The organism is Pseudomonas plecoglossicida NBRC 103162 = DSM 15088 (assembly GCF_000730665.1).
In the GTDB taxonomy this organism is placed as follows: Bacteria; Pseudomonadota; Gammaproteobacteria; order Pseudomonadales; family Pseudomonadaceae; genus Aquipseudomonas; species Aquipseudomonas plecoglossicida.
The window spans coordinates 16,389-42,524 of record NZ_BBIV01000038.1 but is presented as its reverse complement, the minus strand read 5'-3'; the positions used below and the strand labels follow the sequence as shown (position 1 = coordinate 42,524).

Genomic DNA, 26,136 nt, shown 5'->3' with positions numbered 1-26,136 from the left:
TCCCACAGGGACAGATCAGGCCTTGAGTTCGGCCAGTACCTCGGCCCGGGTGGTGACATTGCCAAAGTGATGCTTCCACAGCTCGATGCCCATTTTTCCCGACCGGTCCAGCGAGGAGCCCACCGTCAGGTCAGTGATCAAGGTCGGCATCAGCCCCGCATCGAACAACGCGAAACCGGCGGCCAGCACGCAGGTCTCGGTCTGCAGCCCGCACACCAGTACCCGCTCCACCCCCATCTGACGCAGGTGCTCGATCGTCTGCGCAGTCTGCCCGTAGCCGTGCTTGACGAACACCCGGTCGGCCTCGACCAGGCTCTCGTCCTGGGCAGCAGGGTGCCAACCGAGTTGCTTGTCGAACGGTGTGACCTGCTCATCGTGCAGCTCGATCGAGGCGATGGTAGGAATCGTCGCGGACAATGCCCGGATGCCATCGACCAGCCACTCGGGCGGGCTGAAGGTAGACTGGACATCGACGATGAGAAGAACCTGCCGCATGAGCGCTCCGTGGCGTTGGGAAAGGCGCGAAGTATAGCGTTCCCGACAGCCTGAGCGTGCATCCGGCCGGCATCGGGCAGCGCCGTCCAGGTGATTTAAGTTGCGGTTTTCTAGAACTTTTTCCGGGTTGGTGGTCTATGTGAACAGGCCTGTTGCCTTACACCCAATACTCAGCAGAGGTTGTCTTCGCTCATGAAAATCCATGTCCCACGGATGGTGCTTGTCAGCCTGTTCGCGTTCGCGGCAATGGGCTCGGCATCTGCAACACCCCTGAAGGTTTCAACCCCTGCGCGCACCATTGAGGCGCCGGCCGTGAAGGCGGCCGAAAACCCGTGGCCGGACCTGGCCAGCGTGGCAGCGCAGCAGCCAGAAACACTGCTGGCCCACGATGAGCGGTACGAGCACGACCACTACCGGCATGACGGGCGTGGCGGCTGGCGCCGTGAAGAGTGGCGCCGCGAGCAATGGCGCCGGGAGCAGGCGCGCCGTGACTGGGAGCGCCACCGCGACTGGGAACGCCGACATGAGCGGGCCATGCAGCATCGCTACGATGCGGATCACCGCTACTACCGCCGCTGACCCCGAGGGGTAGTACACCGGGTGCAATCCCTACCCTGTGGGAGATTCTATGGTTTTCAGCAAGCCAATTTGCCGCCCTTGGTGACGTATTCGTCCTGATTTTTCTCAGCGCTGGAGAGCTTTCGTGCCCAAGCCCACGCCAAACTGCGATGCCCAGCTCCTGCGCACGCTGCACACGCTACTCACCGAAGCGTTTCCCGCACCGCCGAACGCCTGGGGCAAAGCCAACCCGCGATCAGCGTGGCACTACGCCGAGCTGCTGCCGCTGCGCATAGAACCGTTGCCGGCCGCCACCCGGCCGTTGCGCTACTACCAACTGTGGCATGCACGCAAACATCGCGCGCAGGCCTCCAAGTGGCTGCGTGGACTGGTACTGGCCAGTGCCAACGCGATTGCGTGATGCGCCACAGGCTTTTGTCAGTGGACTGCACACTTACGCTATATATTTTTGTATATTGCGTATTTACCCGTTCCAGGGAACCCCGCCGTGTACATCATGCCGTTCGAACTGCCGCGAGAAATGCCCAAGGCGTGCGAGGCGCCATTGGCCGAGCCCGTGCGCAGTACCATCCTCAATGCCGCAAGCGAAGCGTTCGCCCAACAGGGCTATGCCGCCACCAAGCTTTCGGCCATCGCCGCACTGGCCTGCCTGCCCAGGTCCAACTTGCTCTACTACTTCAAGTCCAAGGCCAACCTCTACAGCCATGTGCTGGAGGACATCGCCCCCCGCTACCTGGAGGTGTGCGCGCCTTTTCGCCAGGAGGACGCGCCGCTGGAAGCATTGGGCCGTATGGTCAGTGCGATGATCCGGTTGTTCGAGGGGCGCCCGTTCGCATCGAAGGTGCTGCTGCAGGAGCTCAAGGAAGGTGGGCGGCGCATTCCGGGCGACTTTCTCGAACGCTGGGCCTGCCAGGCGCAGGAAAACACCGACCACATCCGCCAATGGGTCGGCAGCGGGCAATTGGCCGCGGTAAACCCGGAGCATGTGCTGCCATCGGTCTGGGCAATTGCGCAAGCGTGCATCAACCGCTGCTGGCACGCGCCGCAAGATTCGCAGCAACGTATCGACTACCCCGCCGCAACGGCTTCGTCGATACGTTTGCTGCTCAATGGCCTGGCCCCCGGCAACCCCTGACGCGCCTCAAGCGACGGGTTCGAGGGTATCCGCCGGGCGCTTCTTGCGTGCCCGGGCCCAACGCTTCAGGGCCAAACGTAGCCCGGTATTCCAGCAATAGGCCACGACGATACCGCCGACGATGGCCAGGGCCACCGCAAGCAGCGGCTGGTCGCTGATGCGCCGGGCCACGGACTGGAACTGGTAATGGGTCAGGTAGATGAACAAGGTCGACGAGGCGATCAGCGCGCCGCCGCGTGCAATAGCTGCAGGCATCGGCACCGAGCGCAACCAGATCAGCGCCAGCACCGCCGGCAAGGCGACGTCGATGTGCAGCCCGCTGAACCACGCGTCCCATCCGTAGCCTGCGATGGTGACGAGCTCCAGCTCGCCGACCACCACCACGGCCACCGCGCTGGCCAACCATTTGCGCAGTGTCGAATCGGCATACTGCACGGCCATGCCAAGCACCATGGCCGCCAGGTAGTGCTGCGGCACGCGGTTGTACAGCGGCGTGGCGTCGAAGACGAACAGCCCCAGCACAATGTCCGCGAGCAACAGCACGCATGCGGCCAGCAACAGATGGCGGAACGGGTCGGCCATGATCAGCAGGCGTAACGGCCTGATGGACAGCAGCAGACCAACGATCAGCAGCATCTGCACCAGCACTTCGATGTACCAGTAGCTGAAGTGGCCCACCAGCGAGGCAGGGAACCAGTTGGATATCAGCAGCAGCGATTGCCAATGCACCGTGTCGAACAGAAACTGCACCAGTACCGTATAGAGCAAGGTCGGCAAGGCGATGCCAAGCACCGACTTGAGCAGCACCCGTGCATCACCGCGCTCGTGGATCGCATTGACCTGGAACCTGGCAAGCCCGATGCCGGAGACCAGGAACAGCGCAGTGGTCTCCCCCGTGATCACCCCTTTGCCGAGCACACCCAGATGCCCCATGACGATCAACAGGATCGACAGCATGCGCATCAGCACCGGCATTTCCAGGGCCCGCATCGCGTGACCGGGCGCCTTGGTCTGGCCGGCAAGTTCCGCCAATTGCCTCACCGGCATCAGTTCCCAGCGCGCCGGCAGTTGCCCGACCAGGTCCTCCAGCACCATGGAAGCCTGAACGAACGACAACGAGTCGCCGCCCAGTTCGACGAAGCTCAGGTTGGCATCGATGTGCGGCACCTGGAGGATCTGCGCCCAGGCATCGGCCAGCTTTCGCGTCACCGGTGTCAGTGCCTCGCCGACATTGCCGGCGCAGGTTTCCGAGCTGTCGAGGGGGGGCGGCAATGCCCGCCGGTCGATCTTGCCATTGGGTGTCAGCGGTATCGCGTCGATGAACACGAATAGCGCTGGCACCATGTAGTCTGGCAACTGCGCGGCCACCACCTCGCGTAATTGCCCAGCCTCGACTGCCGAGGGCGTAACGCAATAGGCAATCAACCTTGGCGCCGCACCGTCGTTGCTGGCCACGACCACGCACTGCTCGATCCGTGGCTGACGGGCGATCACGCTTTCGATTTCCGCAGGCTCGATGCGATGACCGCGAATCTTCACCTGGCAGTCGGCACGGCCAAGGAAGGCGACACTGCCATCGGCCAGGTAGGTGCCAAGATCGCCCGTGCGATAACAGGTATCGCCCGGCGCACCGGTGAATGGGTTGACCACGAACTTCTCCGCGGTCAGCGCAGGGTCCTGCCAGTACCCCATCGACAGATAAGAGCTGCGGATGAAAATCTCGCCCACTTCGCCTTCACTGACGAGTTGTCGCTGCTCACCCACCACCAGCACCTGCGCGTCGTCGATCCCCTTGCCCAGCGGGATCGTCGCCTGCACGGGCTGCTCATCGAGCTGATGGAACACCATCGCTTGCGGCGTTTCCGTGGTCCCGTAGAAATTCACGCTGGTGGCCTGGGGGGCAATCGAGCGCATGGTCTGGTAAAGCGCGGGGCTCAATGCATCGCCGCCCCAGAACAGCCAGCGCAACTGATCGAACCGCTGCTGCTGCAGACCTGCACCGGTGGCGATCAGCTTGCCCAGGGGCGGTGTCAGGTGAATCACCGAGATGCCATGGCGGCGTATCCAGGTCGCCAGCTGCACCGGGTGGGTCAAGGTGGACTGGGCCGGGCAGACTACCGCCGCGCCGATCGACAAGGGCGTGAAGATATCCCGATAGACCGGGTCGTGACCCAGTCCCGACAGCAGGGAAAAACGGTCGTGTTCGGTGAAGCCGTGGCGGCGCACGTGCCAGTCGATGAAATGCACCAGGGGTGCGTGATGGGTCACGACCCCCTTGGGAATGCCGGTGCTGCCGGAGGTGAAGGTGATGTAGGCAGGTCGGCTCGCGTCGATGTCAGGCAGCGGCCCCGTCTGCTCGGGAAATTGCTGCAACGCCTGGTCGGGGGCTTCCGGCACCCTGACCCGTCGTGCCGGGCAGTGGCCCTGCGCTAACGTGACCTGCGCCTCGCCACAGAGCACGATGAAGGTCGCCTCCAGGCTTTCGACCAGCTGCGCGACGCGAGCTGCCGGGTAAGCCACATCGACCACGCTGAACGGCAACCCGGCACGCAATGCACCGAGCATGGCATAGACCAGGCCCGCGCCGCGGCTGCAGACGATCAGCACACGGTCCGCGTCGCCGGTGCGGTGCTCAAAGAGGAAGCTGGCAATGCCGTGGCTGATCCGCTGCAGTTGCTGATAGCTGCAGCTCACGCCCTCGCCAATGATCGCCGTCGCCTCGGGCGAGCGCTTCGCCTGCTGCAAAAAGTCGCTGACGATCGGCCGTTCGGCACGGTATTCCAGGGGGAGCGTCGGGTTCGGGCGCAAGTCCTGCATGATGTGTCTCGCGTCAGCGTTCGCGGGTCCAGCGCGATGAACGCAACTGGCGGAGTTGAACAAAACGCTAGTGCACCCGGCGCTCGCGCGCCAATGCGGATGGTCGGAAGCCTCAGCCCGTAGCCAAAGGCCACAGTGTTGTGCCTGCTCCGGCCTCATCGCCGGCAAGCCGGCTCCCACAGGGGGCGCGCAAGCTTTGGGATGTCCAGCAACATGGGGCCAGTGAGGGCACCCTACCATGCCCGCCATCGATGAAATATCCCGACATATCATTGCCCGTGATAATAACCTTCGCTGCGTTCGATTCGTGCGCCACGCGCAAGGCACTCACACTCCGCCCACTACTAATATCTTGGCGGAGTTCTCCATGGACCACTCACTCAAACCCTTGCGCTTCCCCCTCGCTGCCCTGGCAGTGGTGGTGCTCAGCGCTTGTGGCCGAACCCCGGACGCTGCGCAGGCGCCCGCCGCGCCGAAGGTCAGCGTGGCCAAGGTGATCGAACAGCCGATCAATGAATGGGACGAGTTCACCGGCCGCCTTGAAGCCCCGGAAACCGTCGAAGTGCGCCCGCGGGTCTCTGGCCAGATCGACCTGGTGGCGTTCACCGAAGGCGCCCAGGTCAAGAAAGGCGACCTGTTGTTCCAGATCGACCCTCGCCCGTTCCAGGCAGACGTGCGCCGCCTCGAAGCGCAGTTGCAACAGGCCAAGGCCACCGCTATCCGCAGCGCCAACGAAGCCCGCCGTGGCGAGCGCCTGCGCGACAGCAACGCGATCTCCGCCGAGCTTGCCGAATCGCGCAGCAGCGCCGCCGCCGAGGCCCGCGCCGGCGTCGACGCGATCCAGGCCCAGCTCGACCTGGCCCGCCTCAACCTCAGCTTCACCCGCGTCACCGCGCCCATCAGCGGCCGCGTCAGCCGCGCCCAGTTCACCGCCGGCAATATCGTCAGCGCCGATGTCACGCCGCTGACCAGCGTGGTCTCCACCGACAAGGTGTACGCCTACTTCGACGCCGACGAACGCGTGTACCTCAAGTACACCCAGCTGGCGCGCGAAGGCCAGCGTGGCCAGAGCACCCCCGTCTACCTGGGCCTGACCAGCGAAACCGGCAACCCGCACCTGGGCCAGATGAACTTCGTCGACAACCAGGTCAACCCGCGTACCGGCACCATCCGTGGCCGCGCCGTGTTCGACAACCGCGACGGCCAGTTCACCCCGGGGCTGTATGCGCGCCTGAAGCTGGTCGGCAGCGCCCAGTACGACGCCATGCTGATCAACGATGAAGCGGTCGGCACCGACCTTGGCAAGAAGTTCGTGCTGGTCATGGACAAGGACAACAAGGCGACTTACCGCGCCGTGGAGCTGGGGCCGAAGCTCGAAGGCCTGCGCATCGTGCGCAGCGGCCTGGCCAAGGACGACCGCATCGTGGTCAAGGGCCTGCAACGGGTTCGCCCCGGCTCGCCGGTGACCCCGGAGGAAACGCCGATGGCCAGCGAACAGACCCTCGCCGCCCTCGCCCAGCAGCGCCAGGCCCTGGAGGCCAGCAACAGCGCGCAGAAGGTAGCGGGCTCCACTGAGAAAGTCGCCAGCGCCCAGGCGCCACGCGGTTAAGGGATCACACCGATGAACTTTTCGAAATTCTTCATTACCCGGCCGATCTTCGCCGCCGTACTGTCACTGGTGCTGCTGATCGCAGGCTCGATCTCGCTGTTCCAGCTGCCGATCAGTGAATACCCGGAAGTCGTGCCGCCCACCGTGGTGGTGCGCGCCAACTTCCCCGGGGCCAACCCCAAGGTCATCGGCGAAACCGTCGCCGCACCGCTGGAGCAAGCCATCACCGGCGTCGAGAACATGCTGTACATGTCCTCGCAGTCTACCGCCGACGGCAAGCTGACCCTGACCATCACCTTCGCCCTGGGCACCGACCTTGACAACGCGCAGGTGCAGGTGCAGAACCGCGTCACCCGGACCCAGCCCAAGCTTCCGGAAGAAGTGACACGCATCGGTATCACCGTCGACAAGGCCTCGCCCGACCTGACCATGGTCGTGCACCTGACCTCGCCGGACAACCGCTACGACATGCTCTACCTGTCCAACTACGCCATCCTCAACATCAAGGATGAACTGGCACGCCTGGGCGGCGTCGGTGACGTGCAACTGTTCGGCATGGGCGACTATTCGCTGCGCGTATGGCTCGACCCGAACAAGACCGCTTCGCGCAACCTGACCGCCAGTGACGTGGTCGCCGCCATCCGCGAGCAGAACCGCCAGGTCGCTGCCGGCCAGCTGGGCGCCCCGCCCGCCCCCGGTTCGACCAGTTTCCAGCTGTCGATCAACACCCAAGGCCGCCTGGTCAACGAGGAAGAGTTCGAGAACATCATCATTCGCGCAGGTGCCGACGGTGAGATCACGCGCCTGAAGGACATCGCCCGGGTCGAGCTGGGCTCCAGCCAATACGCCCTGCGTTCGTTGCTCAACAACCAGCCGGCCGTGGCCATCCCGATCTTCCAGCGCCCAGGCTCCAACGCCATCGAGATCTCCGACGAAGTGCGGGCGAAGATGGCCGAGCTGAAGAAAGACTTCCCCGAAGGCATGGACTACAGCATCGTCTACGACCCGACCATCTTCGTACGTGGCTCCATCGAAGCGGTGGTGCACACTCTGTTCGAGGCGCTGGTGCTGGTGGTGCTGGTGGTGATCCTGTTCCTGCAGACCTGGCGTGCCTCGATCATCCCGCTGCTGGCCGTGCCGGTGTCGCTGATCGGTACCTTTGCGGTGATGCACCTGTTCGGCTTCTCGCTCAACGCCTTGTCGTTGTTCGGGCTGGTACTGGCCATCGGTATCGTGGTGGACGACGCCATCGTGGTGGTGGAGAACGTCGAGCGTAATATCGGGCTGGGGCTGAAACCGCTGGAGGCCACGCAAAAGGCCATGAGCGAGGTGACCGGGCCGATCATCGCCACGGCGTTGGTGCTGTGCGCCGTGTTCGTGCCGGCCGCGTTCATCTCCGGCCTTACCGGGCAGTTCTACAAGCAGTTCGCCCTGACCATCGCCATCTCGACCGTGATTTCGGCGTTCAACTCGCTGACCCTGTCGCCAGCCCTGGCCGCGGTGCTGCTCAAGGACCACCATGCGCCCAAGGACCGTTTCTCGCGGTTCCTGGAAAAACTGCTGGGCAGCTGGCTGTTCGCTCCGTTCAACCGTTTCTTCGAACGTGCCAGCCACGGTTATGTCGGCGGCGTGCGCCGGGTCATCCGCTCCAGCGGCATCGCCCTGTTCGTCTATGCCGGCCTCATGGGCCTGACCTACCTGGGTTTCTCGTCCACCCCGACCGGTTTCGTGCCGGCCCAGGACAAGCAGTACCTGGTGGCCTTTGCCCAACTGCCTGACGCTGCCAGCCTCGACCGCACCGAGGCAGTGATCAAGCGCATGAGCGAAATCGCCCTGAAGCAGCCTGGCGTCGCCGACTCGGTAGCTTTCCCTGGCCTGTCGATCAACGGCTTCACCAACAGCCCGAACAGCGGCATCGTGTTCACCCCGCTCAAGCCGTTCGACGAACGCAAGGACCCGAGCCAGTCGGCCGCGGCCATCGCCGCTGCGCTGAATGCCCAGTTCGCCGACATCCAGGACGCCTATATCGCGATCTTCCCACCGCCGCCGGTACAGGGCCTGGGCACCATCGGCGGGTTCCGCCTGCAGATCGAAGACCGCGGCAACCTGGGCTATGAAGCGCTGTACAAGGAAACCCAGAACATCATCGCCAAGAGCCAGAATGTGCCGGAACTGGCGGGCCTGTTCACCAGCTACCAGGTCAACGTGCCCCAGGTCGATGCTGCCATCGACCGGGAAAAGGCCAAGACCCACGGCGTGGCCATTACCGATATCTTCGACACCCTGCAGGTGTACCTGGGTTCTCTGTACACCAACGACTTCAACCGTTTTGGCCGCACCTACCAGGTCAACGTCCAGGCCGAGCAGCAGTTCCGCCTCGATGCCGAGCAGATCGGCCAGCTGAAGGTGCGCAACAACCTTGGCGAGATGATCCCGCTGGCGACTTTCCTCAAGGTCAGCGACACCTCCGGGCCCGACCGGGTGATGCACTACAACGGCTTCATCACCGCAGAGATCAATGGCGCGGCGGCACCGGGCTACAGCTCCGGCCAGGCCGAAGCTGCGATCGAGAAGCTGCTCAAGCAGGAGCTGCCCAACGGCATGACGTTCGAATGGACCGACCTGACCTACCAGCAGATCCTGTCCGGCAATACCGCGTTGCTGGTGTTCCCGCTCTGCGTGCTGCTGGCGTTCCTGGTGCTGGCGGCCCAATACGAGAGCTGGAGCCTGCCGCTGGCAGTGATCCTGATCGTGCCGATGACCCTGCTGTCGGCCATCACCGGGGTGATCGTCTCGGGTGGCGACAACAACATCTTCACCCAGATCGGCTTGATCGTGCTGGTGGGCCTGGCGTGCAAGAACGCGATCCTGATCGTCGAGTTCGCCAAGGACGAACAGGCCAAGGGACTGGACCCGCTGGCTGCGGTACTGGAAGCCTGCCGCCTGCGCCTGCGGCCGATCCTGATGACCTCGATCGCCTTCATCATGGGTGTGGTACCGCTGGTGTTTTCCTCCGGCGCGGGCTCTGAAATGCGTCACGCCATGGGCGTCGCGGTGTTCTCCGGGATGATCGGCGTGACCGTGTTCGGGCTGTTCCTGACCCCGGTGTTCTTCTTCCTGATCCGCCGTTTCGTCGAGCGTCGCCAAGCCCGCAAGGCCGAACGCGCTCACTCGCTGGAGAGCCACGCATGAACCTGCTCAAGCCCCTGACCCCGAGCTTGCTGGCCCTGGCCCTGGCGGCCTGCGCCGTGGGCCCGGACTACAAGACGCCGGACACGGAACCTGCAAGTGTCGACACCCCGCTGCAGGCCAAGTCCTTTGACCGCAGCCGCTTCGAGAGCGTGTGGTGGAAGCAGTTCGACGACCCGGTGCTCAACCAGCTGGTACAGGCATCGCTGGACGGCAACCGCGACCTGCGGGTGGCATTCGCCCGGCTCAAGTCGGCACGGGCAATCCGCGATGACGCCGCCAATGACCAGCTGCCGGTGGTTACCAGCCGCGTCAGCAGCGAGATCGGCAAGGGTCAGATTCCCGGCCAGACCGATCAGCGGGTCAACAGCGAGCGCTATGACCTGGGCCTGGACATGGCCTGGGAACTTGACCTGTTCGGCCGCATCCAGCGCCAGATCGAAGCCAGCGAGGCCCAGGCAGCAGCTGCCCAGGCCGACCTGCAACAGCTGCAGGTCAGCCTGATCGCCGAGCTGGTCGACGCCTACGGCCAGTTGCGGGGTGCGCAACTGCGCGAGAAGATCGCCGTGGCCAACCTCAAGACCCAGCAGGAGTCGCGCAACATCACCGTGACCCTGCGCGACGCCGGGGTCGGCAACGAACTCGACGTGGTCCGAGCCGATGCCCGGTTGGCCGGGGTCGAGGCCAGCGTGCCGCAACTGCAGGCCGAACAGGCGCGGGCACGCCACCGTATCGCCACCCTGCTCGGCCAGCGCCCGGATGCCTTGAGCGTGGACCTTTCGCCCAAGGCGCTGCCTGCGATCGCCAAGGCCCTGCCGGTGGGCGACCCCGGTGAACTGCTACGCCGTCGCCCGGATATCCGCAGCGCCGAACGCCAGTTGGCCGCAGCCACCGCCAATGTGGGCGTGGCCACCGCCGACCTGTTCCCCCGGGTAAGTCTCAGCGGTTTTCTGGGTTTCACCGCGGCGCGTGGCTCGCAGATCGGCTCGTCGGCAGCCAATGCCTGGGCGCTCGGGCCAAGCATCACCTGGGCGGCGTTCGACCTGGGCAGCGTGCGGGCCCGCCTGCGTGGCGCCAAGGCCGACGCCGAGGGGGCCTTGGCCACCTATGAACAGCAGGTGCTGCTGGCACTGGAAGAATCGGCCAACGCCTTCAGCGACTACGACAAGACCCAGCAGCGGCTGCTGTCGCTGATGCGCCAGAGCGATGCCAGCCGCAAGGCGGCGGACCTCGCCTCGGTACGCTATCGCGAAGGCACGGTGGACTACCTGGTGCTGCTCGATGCCGAACGCGAAAGGTTGAGCGCCGAAGACGCCCAGGCAGTGGGCGAAGTCGAGCTGTATCGCGGCATCGTTTCCATCTACAAGGCGCTCGGCGGTGGCTGGCAGCCTGAGACGGTCGCCAGCGTGCGCTGAGTCTCCCCTCTGCAACGACTCCTTTGGTTGGTCTCTCCCAACCCTTTGCCCCGCAGGCCTTGGCCCGCGGGGCTTTTTTATGCTGGCTGCCCTGGCCTCACCGCCGGCTTGCCGGCGATGAGGCCAGGGCAGACACGCCACGGTGCTTGCAGCCCGCGGCATTCTGCCCCAAGCTCTTCGTTCCCACCGTCATGGACCCCCTGATGCCTACACGCCACCGCTACCTGGTCGCCTTGCTTGTGCTGATCCTGGTATCGGTCACCATCGGCTACCTGCACCGGGATACGCCGCCAGCGCCGCCGACGTTGCCTGCGCAGAGCTATGCCAAGGCCCTGCGCATGGCCCACGAAGGCCAGCCGGGTGCCGCGCGCGTGCTGTATCAGCAATTGCAACGCGACGACCTGGCCCCCATCCGCCGCGCCGCACTGTTTGCCGAACTGCCCAACTACCCCTCACCACAAGCGCTGAAACTGGCCCGGGCGGGCCTGGAAGATGATGAGCCGCTGGTCCGCCGCGCCGCCATCGGCACTGTTCACCGCCTGGTCCCGACAGCGCAGCGCAGCCTGATCCTGGGGCCGTTGCTCGACGATGACGAACAAAGCGTGCGTTTTGCCGTGGTCGAAGCCCTGCTCGGCCTCGATCCCGACGCCATCGGCCTGTATTTCGGCCCGCTGCAGACGGCATTGGAGCAATATCAGCAGGTATTGGAGCAACAGCGCGACGATGCCACCGCCCAGGTACACCTGGCGCGCCTGTACCTGCACGAGAACGACTTCACCCAGGCAGCCATCGCCTTGCAGCGCGGCCTCGCAGTGGCCCCGGACAGCCCCGACGCGCTGGTGACCCAGGTCCGCCTGCTCGAACGCCAGGGCCATCATGACCAGTCTCGACAGGTACTGGCCAAGGCTTTGGCCCTGCGACCTGACTCGGCATTTCTGCAAAACCAGCTGGGGCGCTGGCTGATCCGCCACGATCAGCGCGAATATGCGCTGCTGGCCTTGTCGCGGGCGGTCGAGCTGGAGCCGGATAACGCCGCTTACCGTTACACCCTGGCGGTGACCCTGCACGATCTCGAACAGACGGATGCGGCGCAAAAGCAACTGGAAACCTTGCTCAGCCGGCAACCGGCCAATCGCAAGGCGCGGGTCTTGCTCATCGAATACTGGAAAGAAACCGGCCAGTTGCAGAATGTGCAGGTGTTGCTTGCCGAGCTGGAGCGGCAGAACCCCGACGACCCGTTCCTGCAACAGGGCCTGTGATTGTATTGAACCCTTGGCCAATACCCGTGGTCCCGTAGTTATCAGAGCCATGGGCGTTGGGCTCGCATCGGCTTTGCCCATCGTCAAAGGAGAAACCCATTGGCCAGTTCGGTGTCGCTGGGCGAACGTGCCGTGATTCTGGCACCCGCGCCACTTGCCAAGAATACTTCGCAGCTGTTGTCGAGCGCGGGCGTGCAATGCCTTTGTGCCCGCGACATGGCAAACCTGGGGGCTAGCCTGGCAGAAGGTGCGGGGCTGGCAATCATCGCAGAAGAGACGTTCAACGAGAGCCCTCGTTCACTGCTGAAGGATTTCATCGATCAGCAGCCTTCCTGGTCAGACCTGCCCATCGTGATGCTCACGGCGACTGCCATTACCAATTCCACGCCCGTCGGTCACCCATTGGGCAACCTGACCTTGCTGGTCACGCCCTATCAGCAGGCACAGCTTGTCCAGCTTGCCCAGTCTGCCTTGCGCAGCCGTCGTCGGCAGTACCTGGCGCGTGACCAGTTACGTGATCTGCAGCAGAGCCTGGATGCCCGCAGCGCCGCGCAGCAGGGCGAAGCGCTGGCCCTTCACCAGACGCGCAAGATGGATGCGATCGGCCAGTTGGCAGGGGGTATGGCACATGACTTCAACAACCTGCTCACCAGTATTGGCGGCAGTTTCGAGCTGCTCGACCGGCGCTTGAAACAGGGGCGTAGCGACGGCCTGGAAGGCATTCTGCGCATGGGCCGGCAGGCCGTGTCGCGGGCCGCGCGATTGACGCATCGCTTGTTGGCATTTTCCTCGAGGCAATCATTGCACAACCAGTGCATCGACCTGCCGCAATTGCTGCTGACAGAGCGCCTGGAATCGATGCTGACCCGTGGCGTGACCTTGCAAGTGAAACTGGCACCTGACTTGTGGGCGGTGCAAGCCGACCAGAGCCAGTTGCAGGAAGCCATCGACAACTTGTTGCAAAACGCCTGCGAAGCGATGCCCAGCGGAGGCCTGCTGCGCATCGAGGCCAGCAATGTTCACGCCCAGGCAAAACATCTGCCAGCGGCGGGCCTGAACGTCGGGGATTACGCTTGCCTGAGCGTCATCGACGAAGGCCAGGGCATGTCGCAAAGCACGTTGGAACATGCTTTTGAACCGTTTTTCAGCACCAAGCCGGTTGGCCAGGGCATCGGTCTGGGCCTGTCCATGGTGTATGGCTTCAGCAAGCAATCCCAGGGGCATGTGGAGCTGCGTAGCCAGATTGGCCAAGGCACGCGGGTGGATTTGTTCATGCCACGCCACCACAGCCAGGCGCCTTTGCATAAACGAGCGTCGACAGCGGCAATACCAGCCGATGGTCGTAACGTGCTGCTCGTCGAAGACGACCCGGATGTGCGCAACCTGCTGCGCCAGACACTGCAGGAAGACGGGTTCCCTTGCCACAGTGTCCGCGATGCCAATGAAGCGCTGCAGGTGTTGCGCTCAGCCGAGCCGATCGACCTGCTGGTCAGCGACGTTGGCCTGCCTGGCATGAACGGCCGGCAACTGGCCGAGATAGCACGCACCTTGCGCCCGCATCTACCGGTACTGTTCATTACCGGATACGCCGAAACCGCGGCAGCTCGCGAAGCGTTTCTGGGCCCAGGCATGCAGCTGATCTGCAAACCGTTCGAACTCCAGCAGTTGCAGGTGCAGGTCGCGCAGATGCTGGGAAATGGCCATTGACCCGTATCATTCGGTGAGCATCAGCAACGCCTGATCGGCCAGGGCCTTCAGTGGAAACGGCTTGCGCAGCAGCGCCGTGCCAGGTGTATCGAGCAGATGGGGCTCCAGTGAATGGTGCGTATAGCCTGTGATGAACAGGATCTTCTGATCCGGATTGATCATGCGCATCGCCTGGGCTACCTGGCGCCCGCTGAAGCCGCCCGGCAAACCGATATCGGTGATGACCAGGTCGAAGGGACCATGGTGGCGGAAGCGATCGAGCGCCGAATTGGCGTCTTTCACATCACAAATCTCGAAGCCCTGTTCGCGAAGATATTCACGCATCAGCAAACGCAGATTCTGTTCGTCGTCCACCAGCAACAGGCGCTCACCACTGGCCCGCTGCGTAGTCGGAACAGGCATGGGAGGCTCTTCAGGGATGCTCTCGAGGCAACGCGGGAACAGCAAGGAAACTGTAGTCCCCTCCCCCTGGACAGACTCCAGCCACATGTACCCACCGGACTGACCAACGAACCCATGTACCATCGCCAACCCAAGTCCCGAGCCGCGCCCCACGGGCTTGGTGGTGAAGAACGGCTCGCACGCCCTGGCCAGGTCTTCCGCCGGCATGCCATGGCCATCGTCCGTGACATGCACGGCCACATAGTCTCCCGGCGGCAGCCCGGTCTCGTCCGGGAATGCGGTGGCAAGGCGAGTGTTGGTCGTGCGCACCGTCACATTGCCCCGCCCCAGACAAGCATCGCGTGCGTTGGCGCACAGATTGACCAAGGTGCTTTCCAGCTGCGTGACATCCAGGGAAACGGCCCAGGGCGCCACATCCATGTGCCATTGCAGCGCTATTTCCGCCCCCAGTATCTGAAGCAACAACGGTTCCATGACCGCAAGCCGGCGGTTGATATCGAGCGGCGTCGGTGACAGTGGCTGGTGGCGGGAGAAGGCCAGCAGACGGTGGGTGAGGATCATGGCACGCTGTACCGAGTCGCGCGCCAGCTCCACGTAATGGTCGATCCGCTCCAGGCGCCCTTGGCCCATGCGCCGCTGCAGCAGTTCCAGGCTGCCGCTGATGCCCGACAACAGATTGTTCATCTCGTTGGCCATGCCTCCTGCAAGGTGGCTCACCACCTCCAGCTGCTGGTTTTCACCCAACAGGGCCCGGGACTGACGCATCGCCTCCTCCCGGTCATCGGTAATGTCGCGCCCCACCGCCATCAGCATCGTCCCGTCGAACTTCGCCGTCCAGCGGAACCAGCGGTAGTGCCCATCGCTGTGGCGCAAGCGGGTTTCGAGAAATTCGGCGCCTTGGTCGCGCACGAAGTCGGTCACCGCCACTTCCACTTCGGCCCGATCCGCCGGGTGCACCAGCTTCAGGATCGATATGTCCTGGACCTGGGCTTCGGTCCAGCCGAGAATGCGGTGCCAGGCCGGGTTGGCCGCCTGCAGCCTGAGATCGCGGGTGACGGTGATCATGGCATCGCGTGACAATTGCCAGATGGATTCGCGATCGACCATATAGCGTCTGACCTGTTGTTCGAACGCCTGCGCCTGCTCACGCCACTTGCCCAGTGCCTCGATGCTGGCGGTCGTCTCGATGACCGTGTGCAGGAACCCTGCTACCTCCTGCTGCTCGTCGCAGATCGGTGTGTAGCTGAAGGCATACCAGGCCTGGGCGCCGGTGTTGGCGCAGACGATCCACAGCGGCTGGTCCTCGACGAAACTGGCCTGGCCTTGCAGGGCCTTGAACACCCATGGCCCCACGTTATCCCAGTTCTTCTCCCACAACGCGTCGAAGCGCTTGCCCAGCGCATTGGCCAGGCCATCGAGCAATCTCACGTAGGCACTGTTGTGAATCACCGTCAACTCGGGCCCCCAGACCACGGCACTGGGAAAGGGCGACATGAGCATGGCGTCGACCGCAATGCGCAAAGGTGCCTGCCAGAGCGGCAACGGCCCCAGGGCAGTTCGGTGCCAGTCGTGGGCGGCGATGCGCTCGCCCATTTCGGGTGTAGAGGTTACCTGGGACATCAATTGAATGCCCGGGACCGAAGATTTGCCCCGGCTGCCTTTAGCGACCATTGTCGAGATTCCATTGAGGCCCTGAGTAGACATGCGACTCGAGCATTAGCCGTTCCCTGCTACAGCGCCGGTAATACTGGGTATGCAACAGATTTGCAAATGCCAGGACCGGTACAAGCGAATGATTTCAATCAATAGGAGTACCGTGCCATCAAAACGTGCGCGGCTGCAATCGGCAGCTATGCTGTTTAGGTTTCCCTGTGCCTTGGCGCGGCATTGCGTATTACTACAGACCGGAGTGTGGTGATGAGCAAGAAAATTCTCGTGGTGCTGACCAACACCGCCAAGTACCCTCAGCTGAATCGGGCTACCGGCCTGTGGCTGGGTGAGGCCGTGCATTTCGTTGACGAAGTGCAGCGAGCAGGATGTACCGTCGACTATGTAAGCCCCAACGGCGGTTACGTGCCTATCGATCCGCACAGCCTGCAAATGGCTCCGGAAATGGACTGGCAATGGTACGACGACAAGTCGTTCATGAACCGCCTGGGCGCCTCGCTGTCTCCGGGCCAGGTCAAGGCCGAAGAGTACGGCGCCATTTACTACACCGGTGGCCATGGGGTGATGTATGACTTCCCTGATGATCAACCGCTGCAGGAGCTGGCGCGCCGCATCTACGAAAATAACGGCATCGTCGCTGCGGTGTGTCACGGTGTGGCAGGCCTGCTGAACATCAAGCTCAGCGACAACAGCTTGTTGCTCAAGGACCGTAAGATCACGGGTTTTTCCAATACCGAGGAAAAGCTTGCCGAACTGGACAAGGTTGTTCCATTCCTGACCGAAAACGAGTTGGGCGCTCGTGGAGGTATCTACAGCAAGCATGACGATCCTTGGGCACCGTTCGTGGTGACCGACGAACGCCTGATCACTGGGCAAAACCCACAATCCACATCGTTGTTGGCAGAGAAGGTATTGGCTCAGCTCAACCGCTGACGCGTCCTACGCACCGACGTCTTGCTTCATCCGGTAAAAACGGCCGGAGATTACAGTAGACCCGCCGCACTTTTCCTAGGCTCTTGGTTCGACTGCCATACCGGACAGCCTACAAGCGGAGGGCCTAGGCCTATGTCAAGAACCACCATGATCGGTCGCTCCATGCTGGAGTTGCTGTTGATCTTGTCTATCGCCTTGATACCGGTCGTATCAGGCTTGGCGGTGATGGTCTATCAACAAGATCGCAAGCTCGCGGAAAATGCACGAATTTCATTACAGGAGGCGATTTACTCCGTCGATCTCTCACTGGACAGGTTGCATACTCTTGCCACCAATGCCCTGGCGCTGGCAGACCAACCTTGTAGCGTGGTGAAACCAAACCTGATCAAACAAGTCTCTGAGACCCGATACTTGCGCTCACTCGTCTTGTCTCGAAACGATGAGGTCTACTGCAGTTCAATGCCAGGTGTAGCTGACAGCGCAATACTTTTAGCGGATGCACACACGCCGCTACAACTGATTGTCGATCCTGAACTGACTCCCAGGGGCGCCCTTCTTACCTACAAGCTTCGCAGCGATGACTTCAGTGCGGTGGCAACCGCCTACGCGGAACAACTGCGTGCTGAACTCAAGGGTTTTCAAGACGGTTTGACGTTGCTGCTCGAAGTAGGCGATGCCTATATCTGGAATGGGGATTCCCACAGCCTGACCCGGCCCTCGCAAACCGAGTATTTCCACCACGCGGTTTCGGATCGATATGGCTATACGGTGAAAGTGGGTTATGCAGAAGGCTACTCGGCGCAGGAGGCACGTCAGTCGATGATCCTGGTGCTTCCCTCCCTGGTACTTATCGGAATAGTCACGGGCTTTGTCATATTCTGGGCAATGTGGCGACGCGGCTTTCAAAGGGATAACGCCGTCAAGCAACGTTGACGGCGTTACCTTGCCTTCATTCTACGTTGAGCACGCCACGACGAACCTGATCACGCTCGATGGATTCGAACAGCGCCTTGAAGTTGCCTTCACCGAAGCCATCATCACCTTTGCGCTGGATGAATTCGAAGAACACCGGGCCCAGCAAGGTTTCAGAGAAAATCTGCAGTAACAGACGCTTGTCACCCGCCTCGGAAGCGCCGTCAAGCAGAATACCCCGGGCCTGCAACTGGTCGACCGGTTCACCGTGCCCAGGCAGGCGCTCCTCGAGCATCTCGTAGTAGGTCTGCGGTGGCGCGGTCATGAAGCGCATACCGCAGCCCTTCAGGGCGTCCCAGGTCTTGAGCAGGTCATCGGTGAGGAAGGCCACGTGCTGAATGCCTTCACCGTTGAACTGCATCAGGAATTCTTCGATCTGGCCGGCGCCCTTGGACGACTCTTCGTTCAGTGGAATGCGGATCATCCCGTCGGGCGCGGTCATGGCCCTGGACGTCAGGCCCGTGTATTCGCCCTTGATGTCGAAGTAACGGATCTCGCGGAAATTGAACAGTTTTTCGTAGAACCCGGCCCAGTAGGTCATGCGCCCACGGTAGACGTTGTGGGTCAGGTGATCGATGACCTTCAGGCCAGCTCCCACGGGGTTGCGGTCAACGCCTTCAATGAAGTTGAAGTCGATATCGTAGATGGAACTGCCTTCCTCGAAGCGGTCGATCAGGTACAGCGGCGCACCACCGATACCCTTGATCGCCGGCAGTCGCAGCTCCATCGGGCCGGTTTCGATCTCCACCGGCTGGGCGCCCAGCTCCAACGCACGGGCGTACGCCTCGTGGGCGTTGCGCACACGGAAGGCCATGCCACAGACCGAGGGACCATGCTCTGCGGCAAAGTACGAGGCGAGGCTCTTGGGTTCGTTGTTGAGGATCAGGTTGATGCCGCCCTGGCGGTACAGGTGCACATCCTTGGATCGGTGGCTGGCCACCTTGGTGAAACCGAGTATCTGGAATACCGGCTCAAGTACCCCAGGGGTCGGCGAAGCCAGTTCGATGAATTCGAAGCCCATCAGGCCCATTGGGTTTTCAAAGATATCAGCCATGTTCGTGTCCTCATCTGCAGCGAAAGATTATTGAATGCGTGGGATGTGGAGCGGCAATGGCGGAGAACACGGGATACCGCGCACGCTGCGGGCGAGGAAGTCACCAATGATCAGCTTGAAGCCTGGGTTTCTCATATGGACCCATTCTCGGTGGGATCGATCCTTCGGCAAAAAGGACCTTATTGTTGTAATCGTAAACCGATTCTACAGTGCGTAAATTCCTTTGTCGCGCTTTTGTTCTCCGTCGACGCCTGCAAGCGGCTATCATCAGCAGGTTCACTTTCACAAGATTAGGCCAGCATGCCGCTTACCGTTAAACGCCCTGCCCGCTGGAGTTGGCGCACTTTGCTCCCGTGGTTCGTAGGCGCGTTACCGCTGGGTTTCGGCCTGATCGTGATGAACTGGCAGGTCGAGCGCGAACTGCGTAGCGACAGCCAGGCCACCGTGCGCCAGGTGGTTGAGCAGATAGAGCGCATCCTCGATACCCTTTCCAGCACCGCCCAAACCTTGTTGCCCCTCGCCGGCACCCCGTGTGATGCTGCCCAACTGGCGCTGCGCGCCCAGGTCACCCGCAATGCCTACGTGCGTTCGACCAACCTGTTCGAACACAACGCGCTCTATTGCACATCGCTGTTTGGCAGCTTCAACGAGCCCGTCGATCCTGGCGACTACACCGACGGTACCTTGTGGCTGATGGATGGCAACTCGGTCACGCCAGGCCACGCCTTGTTGGTATACCGCGCCAGCAAAGGCGAAGCTGGCGCCATTACCACCGTCGATGGCGAACACCTGACGACCGCACTGCGCCTGATCGGCCACGACCAGCAATTGCAGCTGCGCGTGGGCGATGACTGGATGGGCAAGGATGGGCTGGTGCACCAGGGCCAATTGCCCAGCGCCCCTGTCGCCGAGGTGACACAAAGCTCGACGCGCTATCCGTTCAGCGTGCACGGCGGCTACAGCGACGAAACCCCTGGCCAGTTGCTGCGCAGCCACTACCCGGCCCTACTCAGCCTGCTGTTGCTGCTGGGCGTGGTGGCCGGTACCGTGTGCCGCTGGCAGATTCGCCGCGCCAACTCGCCACGCGCCGAACTGCAGCGCGCCCTGGAGGCCGACGAATTCCTGCCGTATTTCCAGCCGGTGGTACGCAAGGACGACTACCGCTGGGCAGGCGCCGAAGTGCTGATGCGCTGGAACCACCCCAGAGAAGGCCTGGTTCGCCCGGACCTGTTCATCCCTTATGCCGAGCACAGCGGGCAGATCGTCGACATGACCCGGGCGCTGATGCTGCACACTGCGCAAAGCCTGGCCCCGTACGCTGCGCTGCTGGAAGATGGCTTTCACATTGGCATCAACATCACTGCCGACCATTGCCGCGACTACGGCCTGCTCGACGATTGCCGTACCTTCTTGCAGCACTTCCCGCCCGGCCGTGTGCTGCTGACCCTGGAGCTGACAGAACGCAAGCTGATCGAAGCCACCCCGATCGCCCTGGACCTGTTCGAAAAACTGCATGAAATGGGCGTGATGATTGCCATCGATGACTTCGGCACCGGCCAGTCGAGCCTCAACTACCTGCGCCAGTTCAAGGTCGATTACCTCAAGATCGACCAGAGTTTCGTGGCCATGATCGGGAGTGATGCGCTGTCCCAGCACATTCTCGACAGCGTCATCGAACTGTCCGCCAAACTGGGCCTCGGCCTGGTCGCCGAAGGCGTGGAAAGCGAGGTGCAACGCGACTACCTGGCCCATCACGGGGTCGACTTCCAGCAGGGCTACCTGTTCGGCCGGCCGATGCCGGCCGCCGAGTTTCTCCAGGCATTGGCCAACCGCCCAGGCGTCGCGCGGTTGCCGCAGGACGCGCCCCCTGAGATCATGCGCGGCTGATCCGCTCGCTCACTCCCCCCATTCGAGGCATTCGTGTCAAAAGGCATCTTCTGTTCGGTCATGGCGTCTTGTCTGTTCGCCGTGATGTATTTCTATACCTCCTTGCTCACCCCGCTCGACGGCGAGGAGATCTTCGGCTGGCGCACCCTGCTCACCCTCCCTTGCCTGACCTTGTTCATGCTGGTGAGCAAGGACTGGAAGCGGGTTGGTGAATTGCTCTCGCGCCTGCGCCGGACGCCCATCCTGCTGCTGGGCATGGTCGGCACTTCGTGGTTGATGGGCGTGCAGTTGTGGCTGTTCCTCTGGGCCCCGCTTCACGGGCGCAGCCTGGAAGTGTCGATGGGTTACTTCCTCCTGCCGTTGGCGATGGTTCTGACCGGTCGCCTGGCCTATGGCGAACGCCTGTCGCGCCTGCAGAAAGTGGCAGTCAGCTGCGCCGCCCTGGGCGTGGGGCATGAGCTGTACCAGAATGGCAGCTTCGCCTGGGAGACGCTGGTGGTGACGATCGGCTACCCGATCTACTTCGTCCTGCGCCGGCGCTGCCGCACCGACCACCTCGGTGGCCTGTGGTGCGACATGTGCCTGTTGCTGCCCTGGGCGCTGTACTTCGTCAGTCAGGGGCCGCTGAGCCGAACCGACCTGCTGGAGCACCCTGGCCTCTACGGCCTGATCCCGCTGCTCGGGGCGATCAGCGCCACGGCACTGATCGCCTACGTGCTGGCCAGCCGCTTGTTGCCGTTCAGCCTGTTCGGCCTGCTCAGCTACGTGGAACCTGTGCTGCTGGTCGGCGTTGCGCTGCTACTGGGCGAGACCATCGGCCCGGATCAGTGGTTGACCTACCTGCCGATCTGGGCCGCGGTGCTGGTACTGGTGCTCGAGGGCTTCAAGCACCTGCTGCGCCAGCGTCGGCGTTCGGTGTAAGGCGCACCTGACGCACCCGGCGCTCCTCCACCGCCACCACGGTCATGTTCCAGCCGTTCCAGGCCAGGTGGTCACCGACCACCGGGAGGCGATCCAGCAGGCTCATCACCAGGCCCGCCAGGGTCTGGTAGTCTTCGGTCGCGCGGGCGGCGAAGCCGGTACGTGCCTGCACCTGGCTCAGGTTGAGAGCACCGCTGACAACGAAGCCGCCCTCCTCCTCGATGATCGCCGGGCCTTCCACCTCGCTGGCGTCCGGCAACTCACCGGCAATCGACTCGAGAATGTCGGTCATGGTCAACAAGCCGGTGAAGTCGCCAAATTCGTTGACCACGAAGGCAATGTGCGTCGATTGGCTGCGCATCTGCTCCAGGGCATTGAGGATGCTGAAGCTCTCCAACAGGTTCAACGGTGCATGCGCCATGCGCTCGAGGTCGGGCTCACTGCCCGACAGAAACTCTTTGAGCAGCTCCTTCTTGTGCACGAAGCCCAGCGGCTCGTCGATGCGACCGTCGCGGATCAACGGCAAGCGCGAGTATGGCGAGTTGGCCAGGGCCTCGGTGATAGCCGCGGCATCCTGCGCAAGGTCGAGTACATCGACTTCGGCACGCGCGGTCATCGCGGTGCGGATCGGCCTTTCGGCAAGGTTCAGCACGCCGCTGATCATCACCCGCTCGCGACGGTCGAACAGCACCTGCTCTTCACCGCCTTCCACCAGGTCGGCGATTTCCTCGCCCACCTCGTCGGCCTCGACCCGGCGCCCGCCCAGCAGACGCAGCACCGCATGGGCCGTGCGCTCACGCAGCGGCCGGTGCTGCTGCAGGCTGCGCTTGCGGCGGGCACGGGCCAGTTGGTTGAACAGCTCGATGAGGATCGAGAAGCCGATCGCCGCATACAGGTAGCCTTTCGGGATGTGGAAGCCCAGGCCTTCGGCGGTCAGGCTGAAGCCGATCATCATCAGGAAGCCCAGGCACAGCATGATCACCGTCGGGTGGGCATTGACGAAGCGGGTCAGTGGCTTGCTGGCGACGATCATGATGCCGATCGAGAAGATCACGGCGATCATCATCACCGACAGGTGTTCGACCATGCCCACGGCAGTAATGACCGCATCCAGCGAGAACACGGCGTCCAGCACCACGATCTGCGCCACGATCGGCCAGAACGCAGCATGGCGTACCGCGCCACTGGCCTGGGTGACATGACCCTCCAGCCGCTCATGCAGCTCCATGGTGGCCTTGAACAACAGGAACACACCACCGAACAGCATGATCAGGTCACGGCCAGAGAAGCTCTTGCCCATCACCTCGAACAGCGGCGCAGTCAGTGTGACCATCCACGAGATGCTGGCCAGCAGACCCAGACGCATGATCAGGGCCAGGCTAAGGCCGATCACCCGCGCTCGGTCGCGCTGATGGGGGGGCAGCTTGTCGGCCAGGATGGCGATGAACACCAGGTTGTCGATACCCAGCACCAGCTCGAGGATGATAAGCGTCAACAGGCCTAGCCAGGCCGTAGGGTCGGCAAGCCATTCCATTAGCGGGTACTCACGAGGGAAGCTTCACGAAGACGGGGGAAGGATGGCCGGGATGGCCAGGGACTGGGGGGCTCCGCGAAGGTGCGCATGGGGACCTTGATAACAATTAGGGAGGTCGATCCTACAAGGTCAGCAGGTTTTTCTGAAAGCGCGAAAATATTACAAAAGCTGTAACAGATCCTCGGGGGACTTTTCTTCAATACACCTGGCAGGTGCGTACTGCTGGTGATCAGCGCGGGGTACCTGGTTGTCTGCGGCTGGCTCGACCGGCCTTATCGCCGGCAAGCCGGCTCCCACAGGTTCACGGCAAGCGCTTCAGTTTCACTTCAAGGCATCAGCGGCGGCACGTACTGCAATGTCGTACCCAACGCCCACAGCAACACCAGCACCAGCGGTATGTGCACCAGCAGCTGCACGAACGAGAAGCCGATCAGATCACGCGCCTTGAGCCCCAACACGCCCAGCAGTGGCAGCATGTAGAACGGGTTGATCAGGTTCGGCAGCGCCTCGGCGGCGTTGTAGATCTGCACCGCCCACCCCAGGTGGTACTGCAGGTCGTTGGCCACCATCATCACGTAGGGGGCCTCGATGATCCACTTGCCACCGCCCGAAGGGATGAAGAAGCCCAGCACGGCCGAATACACGCCCATCAGCAGTGCATAGGTGTCATGGGTGGCGATCTGGGTGAAGAACAGCGAGATGTGATGGGCCAGAGTCTGCTCGTCGACACCTTTCACCGTGGTAAGAATGGCCGCGATGGAACCGTACAGCGGGAACTGGATCAGCACCCCGGTCGTGGTCGGGACGGCGCGGGCGACCGCATCGAGGAAGCTGCGCGGGCGCCAGTGCAGCAAGGCGCCGAGCATGATGAACAGCAGGTTGTAGGTATTGAGCCCGGAAATCGCGGTGATCGCCGGTTTGGTGGCGAATTCCTGGTACAACCAGCCGCCCGCCAGGGCCACCAGCAGCAGGATCAGGATCGGGCTGTAGCCTGGGCGGGTGCGCTTGGGGGTAGCCGGTGCCGTGAAGCTTGGGTCGACGCCGCATGCTTCAGCGCTGCGCGCGCTGTTCGGCCCAGGCGCGGTGGCATAGGCAATGACCAGCGAGACGATGACCAACACCACCAGCATCACCCCGGACTGCCACAGGAAAATCGTTTCGGTGAACGGAATCACCCCGGTGATCGACAGGATCGACGGCGGCAGGCTACCCGGATTCGCCTGCAACTGCGCCGCAGAGGACGACAGGCCCAGGGCCCAGACAGCGCCAAGGCCCAGATAGGCCGCGGCACCGGCGGCGCGGTAGTCCATCTTCAGCTCGCTGCGACGCGCCAGCGCACGCACCAGAAGGCCTGCGAACACCAGCGACAGCCCCCAGTTGAGCAGCGACGCCAGCATCGAGATCAGCGCCACCCAGCATACGGCAGAGCGGCCATTGCTCGGCAGCCGCGCGAGGCGGTCGATGAGCCGCGCGGCAGGCGGCGAGCTGGCCACCACATAGCCACCGATTACCACGAAAGCCATCTGCATGGTGAACGGGATCAAGCTCCAGAAGCCATCGCCGAAGGCTTTGGCGGTATCGGTAGGCTTGGCGCCCATGGCCAAGGCGCCAATGCATACCAGCATCACCGCGAGGGCAGCGAATACCCAGGAGTCGGGAAACCAGCGTTCGGCCCAGTTGGAACAGCGCAAGGCAAAGCGGGCGGAGCGGCTGTCTTGCATTTCAGCGGCCACGGTTACGTCCACGGTTACTTCCTTTTATTGGTGTTATCGGACAGCAGAAACAACGCAAAAACCCTGCGGGAACAGGTCTACCTGCAAATGCTCGGGATTCGTGGCCTTCGCATTCGCGGGTAAATCCGCTCCAACAGGGGTCAGTGCACAGCGGGTGAAATCAGAAAGTCATTTCCTTCACATCGTCGGGGACGATCAGCTTGCCGGCGGTTTTCTCGATGATTTCCTCGACGCTCACACCCGGCGCGGTCTCGCGCAGGATGAAGGCGCCATCTTCGATTTCCAGGTAAGCCAGGTCGGTCAGCACCTTGCGGATGCAGCCAGCGCCGGTCAGCGGCAGGCTGCACTGGGACAGCAACTTGGACTCGCCGTCCTTGGACGCATGGGTCATGGTGACGATGATGTTGTCGGCACCGGCCACCAGGTCCATGGCGCCACCCATGCCCTTGACCAGCTTGCCTGGGATCATCCACGAGGCGATGTTGCCCTGCACATCCACTTCGAAGGCGCCAAGCACGGTGAGGTCGACGTGGCCGCCACGGATCATGGCGAAGGATTGTGCCGAGTCGAAGATCGAGGCGCCGCGGCGGGCGGTGACGGTCTGCTTGCCGGCGTTGATCATGTCGGCATCGATGGTGCTTTCGGTGGGGAACTCGCCCATGCCGAGCAGGCCGTTTTCCGACTGCAGCATCACATCCATGTCGGCAGGTACATAGTTGGCCACCAGGGTCGGGATGCCGATGCCGAGGTTGACGTAGTAGCCGTCCTTCAGTTCACGGGCGACGCGTTGCGCCATCTGTTCGCGGGTCAATGCCATGGTCAGGATC

The 26,136-nt window shown here is 62.8% G+C and carries 19 protein-coding genes; 12 read left to right on the top strand and 7 right to left on the bottom strand.

The genetic code is table 11. The features are described from left to right. Positions 1–15 precede the first annotated feature (15 nt). Positions 16–495: an isochorismatase family protein gene (locus tag PPL01S_RS19570; RefSeq protein WP_016394893.1), complete on the bottom strand. Its 480-nt coding sequence runs from the start codon at positions 493–495 to the stop codon at positions 16–18. Between the two features lie 192 nt (positions 496–687). Here PPL01S_RS19570 and PPL01S_RS19565 point away from each other — a divergent pair, with 192 nt between their 5' ends. From PPL01S_RS19565 to PPL01S_RS19555, 3 genes are all read left to right on the top strand, one after another. Further along, a complete protein-coding gene (locus tag PPL01S_RS19565) occupies positions 688–1,074 on the top strand; it encodes a hypothetical protein (RefSeq protein ID WP_028625386.1) in 387 nt (128 codons plus the stop codon). A 124-nt stretch (positions 1,075–1,198) separates the two neighbouring features. Beyond that, on the top strand, positions 1,199–1,474 hold the full coding sequence (locus tag PPL01S_RS19560) for a type 2 periplasmic-binding domain-containing protein (protein WP_016394895.1): 276 nt from the start codon (positions 1,199–1,201) through the stop codon (positions 1,472–1,474). A gap of 96 nt (positions 1,475–1,570) precedes the next feature. Continuing rightward, the gene (locus tag PPL01S_RS19555) at positions 1,571–2,209 is read left to right on the top strand and encodes a TetR family transcriptional regulator C-terminal domain-containing protein (protein ID WP_050483661.1); all 639 of its coding nucleotides are present in this window, start codon (positions 1,571–1,573) and stop codon (positions 2,207–2,209) included. 6 nt (positions 2,210–2,215) lie between these two features. Here PPL01S_RS19555 and PPL01S_RS19550 read toward each other — a convergent pair whose 3' ends face one another. Beyond that, entirely contained in the window at positions 2,216–5,026 is a 2,811-nt protein-coding gene (locus PPL01S_RS19550; RefSeq protein WP_028625387.1) for an amino acid adenylation domain-containing protein, read from the bottom strand. Positions 5,027–5,393: 367 nt separating this feature from the next. On the opposite strand from PPL01S_RS19550, the gene mexE reads away from it, so the two are divergent. The 5 genes from mexE (at position 5,394) to PPL01S_RS19525 (ending at position 14,205) form a co-directional block, all read left to right on the top strand. Beyond that, positions 5,394–6,635 carry a multidrug efflux RND transporter periplasmic adaptor subunit MexE gene (gene mexE / locus PPL01S_RS19545; protein WP_016394898.1) on the top strand — a complete coding sequence of 414 codons (1,242 nt, stop codon included), beginning with the start codon at positions 5,394–5,396 and terminating at the stop codon, positions 6,633–6,635. Positions 6,636–6,647: 12 nt separating this feature from the next. Then, positions 6,648–9,827 (top strand): efflux RND transporter permease subunit, encoded by a 3,180-nt coding sequence (locus PPL01S_RS19540; RefSeq protein WP_016394899.1) that lies wholly within the window; start codon positions 6,648–6,650, stop codon positions 9,825–9,827. Beyond that, positions 9,824–11,239 (top strand): efflux transporter outer membrane subunit, encoded by a 1,416-nt coding sequence (locus PPL01S_RS19535; protein WP_016394900.1) that lies wholly within the window; start codon positions 9,824–9,826, stop codon positions 11,237–11,239. The genes PPL01S_RS19540 and PPL01S_RS19535 overlap by 4 nt, the downstream gene beginning before the upstream one ends. 203 nt (positions 11,240–11,442) lie before the next feature. Next, the gene (locus PPL01S_RS19530) at positions 11,443–12,498 is read left to right on the top strand and encodes a tetratricopeptide repeat protein (RefSeq protein WP_016394901.1); all 1,056 of its coding nucleotides are present in this window, start codon (positions 11,443–11,445) and stop codon (positions 12,496–12,498) included. Between the two features lie 99 nt (positions 12,499–12,597). Next, positions 12,598–14,205, top strand: a complete 1,608-nt coding sequence (locus PPL01S_RS19525; protein ID WP_016394902.1) for a response regulator — start codon at positions 12,598–12,600, stop codon at positions 14,203–14,205. 6 nt (positions 14,206–14,211) lie between these two features. Here the strand turns inward: PPL01S_RS19525 and PPL01S_RS19520 are convergent, their stop codons facing one another. Beyond that, on the bottom strand, positions 14,212–16,278 hold the full coding sequence (locus tag PPL01S_RS19520) for a hybrid sensor histidine kinase/response regulator (protein ID WP_028625388.1): 2,067 nt from the start codon (positions 16,276–16,278) through the stop codon (positions 14,212–14,214). A gap of 246 nt (positions 16,279–16,524) precedes the next feature. Here PPL01S_RS19520 and PPL01S_RS19515 point away from each other — a divergent pair, with 246 nt between their 5' ends. Together PPL01S_RS19515 and PPL01S_RS19510 are read left to right on the top strand one after the other, a co-directional pair. Then, the gene (locus PPL01S_RS19515) at positions 16,525–17,208 is read left to right on the top strand and encodes a type 1 glutamine amidotransferase domain-containing protein (RefSeq protein ID WP_028625389.1); all 684 of its coding nucleotides are present in this window, start codon (positions 16,525–16,527) and stop codon (positions 17,206–17,208) included. Between the two features lie 147 nt (positions 17,209–17,355). Next, complete coding sequence (locus PPL01S_RS19510) at positions 17,356–18,141, top strand: CSS-motif domain-containing protein (protein ID WP_016394905.1); 786 nt, start codon at positions 17,356–17,358, stop codon at positions 18,139–18,141. 16 nt (positions 18,142–18,157) lie between these two features. Here PPL01S_RS19510 and hppD read toward each other — a convergent pair whose 3' ends face one another. After that, complete coding sequence (hppD, locus tag PPL01S_RS19505; protein ID WP_016394906.1) at positions 18,158–19,234, bottom strand: 4-hydroxyphenylpyruvate dioxygenase; 1,077 nt, start codon at positions 19,232–19,234, stop codon at positions 18,158–18,160. A 300-nt stretch (positions 19,235–19,534) separates the two neighbouring features. Between hppD and PPL01S_RS19500 the strand changes: the two genes are divergently transcribed. Together PPL01S_RS19500 and rarD are read left to right on the top strand one after the other, a co-directional pair. Next, positions 19,535–21,121: an EAL domain-containing protein gene (locus PPL01S_RS19500; RefSeq protein WP_016394907.1), complete on the top strand. Its 1,587-nt coding sequence runs from the start codon at positions 19,535–19,537 to the stop codon at positions 21,119–21,121. Between the two features lie 33 nt (positions 21,122–21,154). Continuing rightward, complete coding sequence (rarD, locus tag PPL01S_RS19495; RefSeq protein WP_016394908.1) at positions 21,155–22,042, top strand: EamA family transporter RarD; 888 nt, start codon at positions 21,155–21,157, stop codon at positions 22,040–22,042. On the opposite strand, the gene PPL01S_RS19490 is transcribed toward rarD, so the two are convergent. From PPL01S_RS19490 to PPL01S_RS19480, 3 genes are all read right to left on the bottom strand, one after another. Beyond that, entirely contained in the window at positions 22,005–23,576 is a 1,572-nt protein-coding gene (locus PPL01S_RS19490; RefSeq protein WP_016394909.1) for a TerC family protein, read from the bottom strand. The two genes, rarD and PPL01S_RS19490, sit on opposite strands and share 38 nt — an antisense overlap. Before the next feature lie 326 nt (positions 23,577–23,902). Continuing rightward, positions 23,903–25,297 carry a short-chain fatty acid transporter gene (locus PPL01S_RS19485; protein WP_162176849.1) on the bottom strand — a complete coding sequence of 465 codons (1,395 nt, stop codon included), beginning with the start codon at positions 25,295–25,297 and terminating at the stop codon, positions 23,903–23,905. 172 nt (positions 25,298–25,469) lie between these two features. Further along, positions 25,470–26,126 carry a CoA transferase subunit B gene (locus tag PPL01S_RS19480; protein WP_008093762.1) on the bottom strand — a complete coding sequence of 219 codons (657 nt, stop codon included), beginning with the start codon at positions 26,124–26,126 and terminating at the stop codon, positions 25,470–25,472. Positions 26,127–26,136: the final 10 nt, after the last annotated feature.